8 protein-coding genes and 1 tRNA gene are annotated in these 14,192 nt (G+C 49.9%); 5 read left to right on the top strand and 4 right to left on the bottom strand.

The window, feature by feature from the left end; translation table 11 throughout:
* Positions 1 to 632 precede the first annotated feature (632 nt).
* Positions 633 to 6,134, top strand: a complete 5,502-nt coding sequence (locus tag U2F10_RS33640) for a CHAT domain-containing protein (RefSeq protein WP_499874564.1) — start codon at positions 633 to 635, stop codon at positions 6,132 to 6,134.
* 376 nt (positions 6,135 to 6,510) lie between these two features.
* Here the strand turns inward: U2F10_RS33640 and U2F10_RS33645 are convergent, their stop codons facing one another.
* The gene (locus tag U2F10_RS33645) at positions 6,511 to 7,188 is read right to left on the bottom strand and encodes a hypothetical protein (RefSeq protein ID WP_163659712.1); all 678 of its coding nucleotides are present in this window, start codon (positions 7,186 to 7,188) and stop codon (positions 6,511 to 6,513) included.
* Positions 7,181 to 7,777 carry a hypothetical protein gene (locus tag U2F10_RS33650; protein WP_490794532.1) on the bottom strand — a complete coding sequence of 199 codons (597 nt, stop codon included), beginning with the start codon at positions 7,775 to 7,777 and terminating at the stop codon, positions 7,181 to 7,183. The genes U2F10_RS33645 and U2F10_RS33650 overlap by 8 nt, the downstream gene beginning before the upstream one ends.
* A 153-nt stretch (positions 7,778 to 7,930) precedes the next feature.
* On the opposite strand from U2F10_RS33650, the gene U2F10_RS33655 reads away from it, so the two are divergent.
* The 4 genes from U2F10_RS33655 (at position 7,931) to U2F10_RS33670 (ending at position 12,181) form a co-directional block, all read left to right on the top strand.
* Positions 7,931 to 8,956 (top strand): tyrosine-type recombinase/integrase, encoded by a 1,026-nt coding sequence (locus U2F10_RS33655; protein ID WP_499874565.1) that lies wholly within the window; start codon positions 7,931 to 7,933, stop codon positions 8,954 to 8,956.
* Between the two features lie 141 nt (positions 8,957 to 9,097).
* Positions 9,098 to 11,152, top strand: coding sequence for a cation:proton antiporter domain-containing protein (locus tag U2F10_RS33660; RefSeq protein WP_499057875.1), 2,055 nt, complete (start codon positions 9,098 to 9,100; stop codon positions 11,150 to 11,152).
* 104 nt (positions 11,153 to 11,256) lie between these two features.
* Entirely contained in the window at positions 11,257 to 11,706 is a 450-nt protein-coding gene (locus tag U2F10_RS33665; protein WP_499874567.1) for a YaiI/YqxD family protein, read from the top strand.
* Positions 11,707 to 11,902: 196 nt separating this feature from the next.
* The gene (locus U2F10_RS33670; protein WP_163663104.1) at positions 11,903 to 12,181 is read left to right on the top strand and encodes an HU family DNA-binding protein; all 279 of its coding nucleotides are present in this window, start codon (positions 11,903 to 11,905) and stop codon (positions 12,179 to 12,181) included.
* Between the two features lie 81 nt (positions 12,182 to 12,262).
* Here the strand turns inward: U2F10_RS33670 and U2F10_RS33675 are convergent, their stop codons facing one another.
* Together U2F10_RS33675 and U2F10_RS33680 are read right to left on the bottom strand one after the other, a co-directional pair.
* Positions 12,263 to 13,867 (bottom strand): TROVE domain-containing protein, encoded by a 1,605-nt coding sequence (locus U2F10_RS33675; RefSeq protein WP_499874568.1) that lies wholly within the window; start codon positions 13,865 to 13,867, stop codon positions 12,263 to 12,265.
* A gap of 75 nt (positions 13,868 to 13,942) precedes the next feature.
* Positions 13,943 to 14,083 (bottom strand) — tRNA-OTHER (locus tag U2F10_RS33680).
* Positions 14,084 to 14,192 lie beyond the last annotated feature (109 nt).

Genomic DNA, 14,192 nt, shown 5'->3' on the forward strand with positions numbered 1-14,192 from the left:
GGCCTGTTTCGTTATTAAAAAACTACCAATGAGTGTAATAAAGGGCATAGAAGGGACTAGTAAGTCTTGTCCCCGTTTGGACATCTTCAATATCGCTAAAATCTTTAACAGAAACCATCCTGAAACATTCAGATTTATTCAGGTAATTGTTCAGGTTTATTCAGGTGCTGAAAGAAACAGTATCGTAACTGTCCTAAAAGAACTCAAACACAACTTATAGCCCAACCCTAGACTAGGGAAACATACATAGAACTGAGTTTATTGTTTTTAGTCAGATACCATCGTCGATATCCTTACTCTTTAAGGACTACCGATATTTTTAGTGCAAACAATCCTGAATGCTGCAGGATTGTTCAGGTAAATATTCAGATTTATTCAGGTTTTGGAAGAATCGGTGATTGTAATCATGGCAAGAGATTGATGCAGAGCACAATTTTTGCTCAGTGTGAGTTTAGGCCTTATTACTGAGTCTGCATTACTCATCTCGGTGCAACGATGCACCGAACTCGTTTATTTCATATTTTCTCCAACCGTGAAGCACCTGACTGTAATACTTCTTTAAAGTCCTAAGATTTATCTGAGATAATCAGATAGATAGATAATCGACCTAAAACTCCTACAGTTTTGAAACAATGTTTGGACTAAAGCCCGTACTGCATAAATTACTCTTGAGTCAAGATTGCGCTAATGTACCGGTCATTACTCTACGGCTGCTATTGCTGGTTATCTGTATCTTACTCCCCCAAAAGCCAGGGTTAGCTCAAATTGTGCCCGATAGTACCTTGCCAAATCCTTCGACTGTTCCAACTGGAGCTGATTCAGGCACTTTACCTAATGTCGTGATCGAGGGAGGGACACAGAGCAACACCACATTGTTTCATAGCTTTGATCAATTCAACGTTAACCCCAATCAGGAAGTGCGATTTGCTAATCCAGCTGATGTTGAAAATATTTTTTCCCGAGTGACTGGAGGACGGCTATCTAATATTAATGGCTTGTTAGGGGTTAATGGCGTAGCCAATCTATTTTTCTTAAACCCAAATGGTGTAGTGTTTGGCCCTGACGCCGAATTAAATCTAAATGGCTCCCTGGTGGTGTCTACTGCTGATCAGTTTCTCTTCCCAGGTGGTAATAGCTTTAGTGCCGTTAATCCACAGGCTCCCCCAATACTAACCCTGAGTACCCCCATCGGACTACAGTTTGGAGCTAATCCGCAAGCCATTACGGTAGATGGAGCATCGCTCAGGATGCGGACAGGGCATCCATTGGCCTTAGTAGGTGGAGATGTTACTGCCATTAATGGGGCAGACTTTAGAGTGCAGGGAGGACGAGTGGTGTTGGGGGGACTATCTGGCCCAGGTACGTTAACCCTAAACCTTGATGCAGTGGAGTCTGAGGATGTTGTTAGCCTTCAAACTGGTGTGAATCGGGCAAATGTCACCTTGGATGATGCCAGAATTTCCAACCAGTTTGAAGGGAATGGAGACATTCTCATTACCGCCCAAAACATCACTCTGACAGCGAGTGTCTTAGAAACTGGTATCAGAGATAATTCAGGTACACCTGAAAGTCAAACTGGTGAGATTATCTTAGATGCGACTGGAGATATTCAAATTATTCAGAATTCTAAAATTGTTAATGAGTTTAGGAATAACTCTTTAGGTAATGGTGGGGATATTACCATCAGAGCAAATAATCTTAATGTGAGCGATCGCAGCGATATTTCTACACAGACTCCTCGCAGTGGCAGAGCAGGCGATATTTTAATTGATGTCGAGAATCGTATTCTGGTGCAGGGGGGAGAAGAACTCGACGATCGACGTCGCGGGAATAGCGCTGGCAATCCAAAGCCTGATAAAAGCAGACCTGAAAGGTCGCAGCGAGCACCCAGAACGTTGATTGATTCAGGCTCTCGAGCTAACGAGTCAGGTGCGCCAGGTAATATTACTCTCCTGGCTCAGGAGATAATTTTAGAGGGCGAGGCGCGGGTTTCAATTAATCATGATGGTCCGGTTCGAGGCGGGGATATCACCTTTGAGAGTGACTCTTTTCAACTGCTATCAAGTGCCTCGGTTAATAGCGTCGCCAATGGTACAGCCCGAGCAGGTGATGTGAATATCCGAGCTAGCAGCATTCTGCTTGAAGATCAGGCTCGCCTTCGAGGTCTGGGTGATGGTACACCTGGAATTGATTCTACTGTGGGTAACGGTGGCCGGAATGCAATAGGCGGGACAGTAAACATTACCACAGATAATTTAACCGTTATCGGGGTAAGGATTGGTGCTACGGTTCTGGGTGAGGGCCAGGGTGGAGCGGTGGTGATTAACGCTAGCGATACCGTCACTCTGACTACAACCGAAGCCTCTGGCAGAACCTCAATTGCCAGCGCAGTGCGGGAGAGCAGCCCGTCAGGAACAGGTGGTGATATTTTAGTTAATGCTCGACGTCTGATTGTTGAAAACGGCTCTGCTATTGACGCTGGTGTGGCAGAACCTGAGGCTGATATCAATGGACCTCGCATTAGTGGCACCATTACCTTGAATATTGAAGAAGATATTGTTTTGCAAGGAACACTGCCGGACGGTCAGCCCAGTCGCATTCTCACCCAGCTCAGCCAGAATGCGACTGGAGCAGGGGCAGACATTGTGATTGACACGGCTGAACTGAGCCTGGCAGACGGTGGTCAAATTTCAGCGGCCACCTTGGGGAATGGTCCGGGAGGTAATGTCATAATCCGGGCTAGTGAGAGAATTACATTAGCGGGCTCAAATGCTCAAATCGAACTATCTGCAGAAGAAGAGTCTAACTTTGTTGCTAATGATAAGGGTTTACCTAGTGGTATCTTCGCTAACTCACCAGGAATGGGCGATGCAGGGGATATTGAGATTGAAACTCCTGAACTGGTGTTGCGCGATCGCGCCCAGATTTCTGTTAGCAGCGAAACTTCAGGGGAGTCCGGAAACATTGGGGTGACGGCCAACAATATTGTGTTAGATAGTGGCTTTTTGAGTGCGGATGCGATCGCAGGTGAAGCAGCCAACATTACCCTGAATGTTGAAGACACACTCCGATTACGTAACGGCAGCCAGATTTCCACCAATGCCAGAGAGGATGCTAATGGGGGCAATATATCCATTTCGAACCCGAATGCAGTTTTGCTCCGGGATGAGTCCCGCATCTCTGCCGAAAATCCAGGAGGTACGGGTAATGGCGGGAATATTAGCATCCAAACCGACTTTTTTGTAGCGGCTCCCGAAGGTCTGAATCAAATCATTGCCAATGCCGATCGGGGTGATGGTGGGAATATCAACATCATTGCCAATTCTCTCTTAGGAACAGAATTTCGAGAGTTTTCTGCGTCTTCACGATTTGGTGTAGACGGTGACGTTGAGATTGACTCGCCCAATCTTGATCCAGCTAGGGGTACCACCGAACTGCCCGCAAACCTGGCCGATGCCAGCAACCAAATTGCCAACGCCTGCTCCATCGATCGACAAGGACAAGCTCAATTTGTAGCAACCGGGCGCGGCGGTTTGCCCATCACACCGACCAGTCAGCCCACAGGCATTTCCCCATTACCCGACCTCGGCAGACTGACTACTGACCAAACACCACAAACCAATGCAACTCTCCAAGAAGCCCAGGCATGGTCTGTCGCTTCGAATGGTGACATTCGCCTAACAACAGGTTCTTCCTCTGAGACCAGTTTTCTCAATGCACTTTTGCAGGAAGCTGCCCAAGCCTACTATCAAACTGACTACACAGAAGCCGCCACCCTATGGAGCCAAACTGCAACTATCCTTACCCAAGGGGATGACGCATTAACCTATGCATCTACCCTCAGTAATCTAGCGCTTGTCTACCATCAACTAGGCGACTGGCAGCAGGCAGATGCTGCTATGAGCGCCAGCCAACAACTGTTAACTTCCGACAACGCCACCCCCCAGATCATTGCCCAAATTCTCAATACTCGTGCCAATCTACACCTCAGCAAAGGTAATGCCCAGGCGGCCATTACCGATTGGCAACAGGCGGCAGATAGCTATCGTAACGCTGAGGATATTGTCGGCTATCTCCAAGCACGGCTAAATCAGGCGCAGGCATTACAGTCTCTCGGCCTATATCGTCAGGCCCAACCACTGCTGGCTACAATTACTAATAGCCTCGCGGAGCAGCCCCCCTCCCTCCTCAAAGCTACTGCTTTACTCACCCTCGGAAACGGTTTACGTAATAGTGGTGACACTATCCAAGCAACGCAAACATTGAAAGCAGCCCTGGCCATTGCCCAAGACCTGAAACAACCTGCTCTTGTTAGCCAAATTTTACTGAATCTAGGCCACACGAATCCAACCAGCCCTGACCAAGCCGTTGCCTATTACCAACAAGCCTTGGAGATAGCTCCCACGGCCCTCGATCAGCTACAGGCCAGTGTAAGTCAGTTTCAACTACTGGTAACGCAAGAACCCAAAGCAGCGCAGCAACTTTGGGCTGATCTAGAACCGACGCTCCAACTGTCAAATCTCCCTGCCAGCAGAGAGAGTATTTACGCTCAGCTATATCTCATCCATACTTTATTGCAACACAATCTATCTTCCGGTGCCTCTGAGAGTTTAACCACGTTACTCAATCGTACGAATCAGCAAGCGTTATCGTTACAAGATACTGTTGCTCAGACCTACCTGCTCGGCTATCAGGGAGACTTCTATGGGAAAAAACAACAGTGGGATAAAGCTGAAGCATTCACTCAAAAAGCATTTCGCCAGGCCCAAACACTCCAAGCCCCCGAAGTGATATATCCTGTGGCTTTACAACTAGGGCGTCTGCAAAAAACCCAAGGAAAACGTGCCCAAGCCATTACTGCTTACAATGCTGCCATTGAGGCTCTGGAGATTCTACGGAAAGATCTGATCGCTAGTAGCGATGATGTCCAGTTCACGTTCCGGGATGATATTGAGCCCATTTATCGCGAGTTTGTCAAACTTCTACTCCAGACAAATGGCAGTCACTCTCCTATGAAAGACGAGTTGAGACACGCTAGGCAACTCATCGAGAACTTGCAGGTCGCTGAAGTCAATGACTATTTCCAGGATGCCTGTATCCAAGGGTCTCCTGTATTGGCGGATGAAGTGGATCCAACCGCCGCCATCATCTACCCCATTCTCCTCAATGACCAGCTTGATGTCATCATCAGCGTGGGTGATGACATTCAACATTACAGTCAATCCGTTGCTTCTGCAGAGATTGAAAAAATGGTTCGACAATTACTTAGCTCGTTCACATCACCCATTCGGGCAGGACGACCTCACACCACTGACCAGCTTAAACAGGTTTATGATTGGATCCTGGGTCCCGCAGAGGACTATCTCGCTCAGCAAAACATTGAAAGCCTGGTCTTTGTCGCTGATGGTGTCTTGCGCACATTACCCCTGACCACATTGCATGACGGTGAGCAATATCTGATCGAGAAATACAATGTCGTTCTCTCACCTGGGCTGAGTCTCTTAGAGCCACGTCCTCTACAGCGACAAGGGTTAGCAATGCTGGCTGGGGGTCTAAGTGAAGCTCGCTCTGGTTTTTCTGCCCTACCTTTTGTGCCTGATGAACTGCAACAGGTCACCACACAAATTCCTAACAACCAGGTGCTGTTCAACCAAGCATTGACTAAGACCAATCTTCTTAACAGCCTCAAAACAGCCCCAGCAGGTGTGGTGCACCTTGCCACCCATGGCGAGTTTGGATCAACCGTCGAGGATACGTTTATTCTCACCTGGGATGAAAAGCTTACCATGGAGGAAATGAGTCGAGTTTTGCAAGCTCGAAACCGCAGCGACCTCTCCCCAGTAGAGTTATTGGTGTTTAGTGCTTGTAAAACCGCAGCGGGTGATAGTCGAGCGGTGCTAGGCATTGCAGGTACGGCGATCCGTTCTGGGGTGCGCAGCACTTTAGCTGGACTATGGGCCATTAATGACCAGGCCGCAGCCACCTTTATGGCTGAGTTTTATAAGGCCCTGGCTCAACCGGAGACTACTAAAGCCGAAGCATTTCGTCAGGCGCAGCTAGCCCTTATGCAAGACCCGCAGTTAGCCTCTCCCTATTTCTGGAGTCCTTTTGTTCTGGTAGGTAACTGGTTATGATAGCTCCTTTGGCTGCTTGAGTTACTTACTGATTGTTGAAGACTTGAGGTAGATTCAATCCTTAGTAGTTGTAAGTTGTTGAGAAGTTCATCGGTCAGAATATCAACGATGATATCACCACCACATTCAAGAAATCCCCGAATTGCGTCTGGAAGCCGTGCGATCGCACGCTGGCGTACATCCTCGATCATAGGAAAACGCTTAAGCCGTTCAGGGTTTTGCACAGATGCCACTGTGTTTGGCATATTTGAATAACTTTGTTTGTATGTTCAGGACTGGAGAAAAAATAGGGTATGCAAATCTCCGGACGGGGATAAACCCGTGCCACTACCAGAAATAGATAATCATTGAGAGATGCCTCACTGTGGCGGGTTTGTTACCCTTTTCCTCTATTCAAACAAGGTACACTCATCCAAATCTCTTCTGTCTCATAAAATTCTCCCCGCTGTTCCAACTGAAACCCTCCGAGCAGTGCCGCGATCCAAACTTCTACCAACGGCATCCGTAACTGCTGCTGTAGTTCTATTAACCGTTGAGGGGCCAACTTGCGTTTAGCTGAAATGGCAGCAATCCAAGCTGATACGTCCTCGGAATGAGCAACCGACAACGCCTGTTTCTTGGTTTCCTCAAAGGTCAGCTCATCCACCAGCGCCAGGATCGCTTTTTTATCCACGTCAACCACTAAAGACCCACCATCAGAAATATCGTCTGGCTGTTGTGCAGAATAATTATCTGACCGCCGCACTAACTCAGAAAAGTCTATCTCCTGAGTCTGCCGCGTTAATCCTCGCAGCCAGTCCCCATCCATCACAGGTCCATCACTATTATTTGCATCCTGCCAGTCCTCCCAAAGAACTTCGGACTTTGCCTCACATATCTCCGCCAACTGCGCCAATACGTCCCCACCCATCCGCAACTGCTCTCGCCAGGGCAACTCTGCCATCACTCTCTCAAACTGCTGCCACAGCTCTAAAATATTCGCCTCCTCTGGCATATCCACCGCCTCCTCAAAGGCATCCCCGAGGTCCAGCTCTAGCTGACGCACATCAATCATCCACTCCCCCGCCAGAGTCGAAACTTTCTTTCAAGGGACAATCCTTAAGGGGACACTCGATGGGCTCCAATCGAATCTCATTGGAAAAGTGAGTTATCCCAAAACGTTCTTTCAAATAGGGCATTACCTTCTGTTCCATGTAGCGTTCTAGCTGACGCTTACGGTATCCGGCGCAGTGGATGGGCTCTACTTCTAAAACTTTTTGACCGTTTTGGATAACGGTAGCTGCGATCGCATGGACCGGCGCATCCTTACGTTTTTCCCGCCAAATATACAAATTTGCATAGGGCAACGAACTCGCCACCACCTCTAACGAAATTCGCTCCACCCCATCATCTGCCCTGGCTGCAGCCACCTGCTGGCGATACTCCACCCGCCGCTTTTCATTCAAACCTTGCCGATTCCGATAGTGAGACCGTCGCCGATGACATCGCTTTTCCACCCAGCAACCATCACCAGACGCCCCATGGAGCTGCCTGGCCATGGCCACACTCAACTGAGCACAAGCCACACATTTTGGGTTAATCCGTCGTGCCATCTGCCACCCAACACCAAGAAATCGACAAAACGCTCTAGTTTCAAGCTTCATGATAGCTCAAATTCAGCAGACTATTTTTAGTGTAAGTTTTTGCGTAATCTATAAAAAGGGGGTTAGTTTGGGTAGAATTTGAGCCATGGGGAGAGGCCTACGCTAGATTGGGCGTTTCACCCTGCGGGTTGTTTCAAAGAAGGGGAGTTGCCAATGACTCGTGACATTCCTGAGCCCACCTTTATTGAGTTTGGCCAGGCAGCTAAGGAACCGGTTCGGGTAGCTGAGGATTTGGGCTGGCAGCGGGTAGTGGAGTTTTTGAGATCGCGTGAGCTATCCGCCAGTACCCTCAAAGCCTATAAACGGCAGCTCCGGCTCTTCTATACCTGGACCCAGAATAAACCCTGGCACGACATTACCCACCGCGACATTGACCGCTACAAGCAATACCTGAAGAACCGGCCCAGCAAACGAGGGGGATCGCTGGCTCCAACCACCATCAATCAGGCCCTGGCCACACTGAAGAGTTTCTTCAAATGGCTCACCGTCAAGGACTATATCACCCGCAATCCCACCCTCACCATTGAGTTTCTCAAAGAACCGGCTAAGCCCCCTCGGGATTTACCGGAAACTCAGATTAATCAGCTATTTGAGGCCCTGGCCTACCGGGGTGATTCTGAAGTGCGCGACCGGGCAATTCTCCAGGTGCTCAGCCATGGATTACGGGCCAGGGAAGTGTGCGGTCTGGATATCAGCGACTATGATGGACGGCGGTTGAGGGTGCGTGGGGCTAAGTGGGGCAGTGATGGCCTGGTGCCGTTAAAGCCGGAGGCGGTCGCCGTCTTGGATAGTTATCTGGGGTGGTTGGTACGCCATGGGTTCGTCGTCAGCCAGGAGACTCCCTTGTTTATTAGTTTGTCTAATAACAGTCGGGGGCAACGCCTGGGGTACAGCGGCATCTATGAGTTGGTCAAGGATTTAGCGCAAGCCAGTGAGTTAGACGATATCCACCCTCACCGCATGAGACACACCTTTGCCACGTCTCTCGTCGCTGCTGGCATGAACCCATTGTTGGCTAAGCGAGCAGTTCGCATTCGCTCTGACAAAATTTTTGCTCGGTACAGTGACCGAGCCTTGGATCTCAAAATGGAGGAAGCGTTTGAAGAGATTTATGGGGCGTCTGGTGATGGTTGCTTCTATGCGGAAATATATAGAGCAGCACAAGTCAGACAAGAGTGAGTCTGTGCTTTGATTTTGAGTCTACTGGTTTCGCCCACCCTACGATTGCTCGTACTCTCTACCAAGAGATTGTCATACGAAGCGTAAAGGACAGAGAATGGACTAGTTTTGCGGCTTTCTCAGCTTAAAGGAGGTACTGCCTTGGATGGACTCAGGGAATTGGTCGTTGATAATCCTTTGGTGGCCTTTACTACGTTGTTGTTGGTGAGCCTGACTCTGCCGCCTTTGTTTGAGCGGTTGCGTTTGCCCGGCTTAGTCGGCCTTTTGTTTGCCGGGGTGGTACTGGGACCCAGTGTTTTAGGACTACTCGACCCAGCGGGCGATATCGAAAAGCTCTTTGCCGATGTGGGCAAGGTTTATCTCATGTTTGTGGCCGCCTTGGAGATTGACCTGAAGGAATTTAGGCGCAACCGCGATCGCGCCATGAAATTTGGCTTCCTCACCTTTGCCATTCCCCTAATGGGGGGCATTTTGTTGGGGCGCTGGACGGGGTTTGGCTGGGTAGCGGCAGTGCTCATTGGCTCACTCATGTCCTCTCACACGCTGTTGGCGTATCCCATCGTCATGCGACTGGGCGTCACCCGCGATGAGTCGGTTACCGTCACGGTCGGTGCGACGATTTTTACCGATATTGCGGCGTTACTAGTGCTGGCGGTGTGTGTCTCTCTACAGGGAGGTGACTTTTCGCCGTTCTCGTTGACCTTGCAAATGGTGGGGTTGGCAGTTTATGCCGCTGCTGTGCTCTTTGGCCTGAACTGGGCCGGGCGTCTGTACTTTCGCCGTACCGGCAGTGAACAGGGCAATCAATTTTTGTTCGTGCTGCTAGCGGTGTTTTTGGCGGCGGTCGGGGCGCAGATGATAAATGTCGACAAGGTCGTGGGCGCATTTCTCGCGGGCTTAGCGGTAAATGGCGTGGTGGGCGATGGCCCGGTTAAAGAAAAGGTGGAGTTTGTTGGCAGTGTCCTGTTCATTCCGTTCTTTTTTGTCTGCATGGGATTGCTGCTCAATGTGCCGATTTTTATCGAAGCGTTCACCGATCGCCTTGGGTTGACCGTTGGCATTGTGCTCGTACTGTTGTTGACCAAGTTATTGGCAGCGGCAATCGCGGGCCTCTGGTTTCGCTATAGCCCCATGCAAATCTTGACCATGTGGTCACTGTCTTTGCCCCAGGTGGCTGCCACATTGGCCGCTGCTTTAGTCGGGTTGCAGGTGGGGCTGATCACCGCTCCGGTCTTCAACGCGGTGATTGTGCTGATGTTGGTCACGTCCCTGGTGGGTTCGACAACAACTAGCCGATTTGCTAGCCAATTGCCCCTCCCCGTCGGACCGTTAGTCACCGATGGCACGGATGACTGGCTCGAACCGGCGGGGACACCATCGAAACCGTTTGTTGTGGTCGTCCCGTTGTCAAATCTTTCAACACAGCGTTATTTGATTGAGATGGCCGCCTTCATTGCCCAACATGAAAAAGGCTATGTGGTGCCGCTGGCGATTGCCCCCGCCCATGCACACATGGATGATCCGCAATTGCTGAACGCTCTAACCTATCACCAGCAAATCCTGCAAACGGCCCAAGCCATCAGCGATGCCGTCGGCACCGAAGCCCGCCCGCAAATCCGCATCGACGACGATATTGCCGAGGGCATCAGCCGCACCGCCCGTGAGTATGATGCGCAACTCGTGGTGATGGGCCGCAGTCAGACCGAAGGGTTGCGGGCGCGCCTCTTAGGCAGCTTAATCGACAATGTGCTTTGGGCCTCTCACTGCCCGGTGGTGGTGACTCGGTTGAAAAAAACTCCGATTGAGCTAAAACGCATCTTGATTCCCGTCAAGATTATGACCCCGCAAACCATCCGCACAATCCGCTTTGGACAGGTGTTTGCGGCTACCCATGAGGCCTCCATTACGTTGCTGCACGTCAGCGATCTCATTCGTCCCGCCCAAGACCTTCAACGTTTCAAAGGCCAACTGCGCGCGGTCATGGCCGAGGGAGACCAGGTCGAGTACGGCATCAAATGTGTCCGCCATGATGATCCGGCTGCCGTCATTTTGGCCGCGGCTCGCCATGTGGATCTCGTGATTTTGCGCTCGATGCGTCGCCGCACTGCAGGCGGGCTGGCCGTCAGCGATGTCACCCATCAGGTGATTGATACCCTTACCTGCTCCGTCGTCCTGTTTGGCGAACCGCATTCCTGAAAGTTCGCAGATCCCTATGGTGCACCGGAAGCGTCGTGATTTATGGAACACCGATTTAGATGCAAAACTATAGATATAAATTTCCCTAGGGGAGGCTAGACCATATGCAAATTTGGGTAGATGCCGATGCATGTCCAAATGCCATTAAAGAAATTTTATATAGAGCCGCCAAACGCTTAGGGATTCGTCTGACCCTGGTGGCAAATGCATCCATGCAAATTCCAGCATCTCCCCATATTGATTCAGTTCTAGTCCGATCAGGTGCTGATGTGGCAGACAACCACATCACAAAGCACATGGCACCCGGTGACTTAGTGATTACGGCAGATATCCCTTTAGCCGCAAACGTGATTGAGAATGGAGGTATTGCCCTCAACCCTAGGGGTGAATTTTATGATGCGGGCAATATCCGAGAGCGGCTATCGATGCGGAATTTTATGGAGACTCTACGCAATAGCGGCGTGGAAACCGGGGGACCTCCACCGTTAAATCATCGAGACCGTGAAGCATTTGCTAACCAACTTGATCGATTTTTAACGAAATACCTCCATTAACCCCTCATACCAAATCCAAATTTATTAAACCCGATTAAAAATAGACCATCCTGTAGGGGCACTCCCTTGTGGATGCCCTTCGATACCGGGTGCTATCAGTCAGGATTTCGTATTAGTATTGCGAAACCCAAAACAGTACTTGTGTTCTACTTTGGGTTATGCTAAAACAAGGCCAGTTGTTTCAGGCTAACTTGCTATGAACAAAGGTGAATTGATTGACGCGATCTCAACATCTACAGACCTACCTAAAAGTGTTATTGATACCGTTGTTTCCGCTACTGTTGACACGGTTGTCGATACTGTCGCCAATGGTGAGAAAGTAACGTTGGTCGGCTTTGGCAGTTTTGAGCCCCGGGACCGCAAAGCACGCGATGGACGTAACCCCAAAACAGGTGAAGTTATCAAGATTCCAGCAACGACTATTCCCGCATTTTCCGCAGGGAAGGCCTTTAAGGAGCGGGTAAAAAATCCATAGTCCCATCTTGACGTTTCTTTCAAATCAACATTGAGACCAAAAGATAGGTGCGTCAGTGGTGCACCTATCTTTTTATTTTATTTACGTCCCCGCTGCAATCATTTGGATCGCTTTGGGCATGGCTGGGTCAAAGCCACTAAAGTCCCAGGAGTCAGGATCCTGGGGATCCACTAGACTCACCTTGTAAGGAGCCAGTGTCACATAGATCGCCTTTGCCTGAGGATTTACCCGACGGCGATAGTCCGCCAGACGCTGACTAGGATGGGCCTTACCTGCCCAACTTTCACAGTCAGTCCAAAAGCAAAACACATCAACGTGAACCCGATGACGAATAGCCCAATCGTAGGCTACAGCCGCATCCGTACCCCCAAAGTTTTGGTTAGACGCTTTCGCCAGGGCTGAACTAAAACTATCGCGAGCCGTAATTTTTAGATCGCAAAACTCCGTCGAAAAACCACGAATAATATAGTTTTGCTCAGCTTTAGCCGTAGCCAGTGCCAACGTAGTGGCAATCTCACAACAGGTTAACCCAACGGAACTAACCGTGTAATAGGACATGGAACCAGACACATCCACCGCATGCAGGACTGTCTTACCTGTCGGCTGAACAACATCAAAGGAACGCTCCAGGGCGGTTTCTAAAATGTCTAACACACGGGGAATAGGCTGCCATGTTTTCTGACTGCGGCCCAGCTTGCCACCAGACTGATAGGTCTTGAGCGCCTTGAGAATATCAATGGGGTGGATCCGGGCTTTGCGCAGATTCTTTTTACTCTGCAGTCGTTCTGCTAAATATCTCAAGTTCTTGCTTCTATTGAAGGTCAAGACACCTAAATGGGTGAGCGACCCTAAATTACGTAGGAGCGCCCCCATGGGCATATCCTTGAACAAGAGCTGCCAGGCCTCGCGATCCATGTTCCCCACAGGGGCAATCATTTCATGGGTCAATCGCCCTTGACGAATGGCTTCCAGGGTTAAGGATGGGTCACGCTTAACTCGCTCGTACCACCAAATTTGAGCCATCGCTTCACTAGGAGGTGCTTCTGGTAGGCTAGTCCATCCCTGGGTAGCCCACTGGTAAAGGGCCTGATGATCGGGTGTCTCAGGTTTTACGTGGAACAGACGCAACGCATCTCGGTGGGTGTAACCATGACGCTGCTGATACTTCAATAACTGATAGGCCAAGGCCCTGGCATCAGGATTAGCCAACCAGGTTTTGCCACAGGCACGGATCAGCTTACCAAAGCCCCGTAGGCTGCGGGTGTAGTTAAGCCATTCATAGAAATGGCTGCCGGTTCGCACGACCTGCAAAAAGATCTCCTGAAATGCCCCCTTGGCAGCTGGGGTTTCTCCCATGGACAACAACACTAGGGCAAACAGAGGCGCACTGTTATTAATGGCATGGCCATCGCTGGCATAGAGAATCTCTTGTGCCGTGCGGGCCGAATCGATAACCACAGCTTGGGTGACGACATTGACAAACTCGTCAGTCAGCTCATGCTTATTGGCATAAAAGCTACCTTGGGCGGTGCCCAATAACAAACAACGACGTAGCTGTTGCCACAGGTCAATTTTGAACTGATATCCACCGGAACGACCCTGGATCATATCCGCCTGTCGACCAGGAATTGGCTGAGTTTGAGGTGTTCGATTTGCTTTAGTAAAAAAGGTGTAGTTTGCTTTCACTTATCGGCCCTCCTGGACAATCATCAAAATTAGACAAGGGAGTAGAGCAGGAGTTGCACCCGCATCTGAATTCAATGTGACAGGGGGGATTCGAACCCCCGACCTCCCGCTTAGAAGGCGATAAACCTAATTCGTCGACCCTTGCGGATAAGGCCCCTTACGAATAAGGGGGTTGAAAAAGGAATTTAGGCGCTCTATCCTCTGAGCTACTGTCACTTGGTGTCCATGGGCTAGGTTGGAACCCGTTTGCCCCTCGACATGTTTAGAATAGGCAAGCGATTTACCCCTAAGCGAATGCTGGTTCAAGCAGCTCACAGGCTTAATT

The sequence above is a fragment of the Leptothoe sp. EHU-05/26/07-4 genome (assembly GCF_043421015.1).
GTDB classification, from domain to species: domain Bacteria; phylum Cyanobacteriota; class Cyanobacteriia; order Phormidesmidales; family Phormidesmidaceae; genus Leptothoe; species Leptothoe turfae.

Excerpts from the sequence above, each read along its gene's own strand:
- U2F10_RS33655 (WP_499874565.1), top strand. The coding sequence starts at position 7,931 with ATGACTCGTGACATTCCTGAGCCCACCTTTATTGAGTTTGGCCAGGCA.
- U2F10_RS33670 (WP_163663104.1), top strand. The coding sequence starts at position 11,903 with ATGAACAAAGGTGAATTGATTGACGCGATCTCAACATCTACAGACCTA.
- U2F10_RS33645 (WP_163659712.1), bottom strand. The coding sequence starts at position 7,188 with ATGATTGATGTGCGTCAGCTAGAGCTGGACCTCGGGGATGCCTTTGAG.
- U2F10_RS33650 (WP_490794532.1), bottom strand. The coding sequence starts at position 7,777 with ATGAAGCTTGAAACTAGAGCGTTTTGTCGATTTCTTGGTGTTGGGTGG.
- U2F10_RS33640 (WP_499874564.1), top strand. The coding sequence starts at position 633 with ATGTTTGGACTAAAGCCCGTACTGCATAAATTACTCTTGAGTCAAGAT.
- U2F10_RS33665 (WP_499874567.1), top strand. The coding sequence starts at position 11,257 with ATGCAAATTTGGGTAGATGCCGATGCATGTCCAAATGCCATTAAAGAA.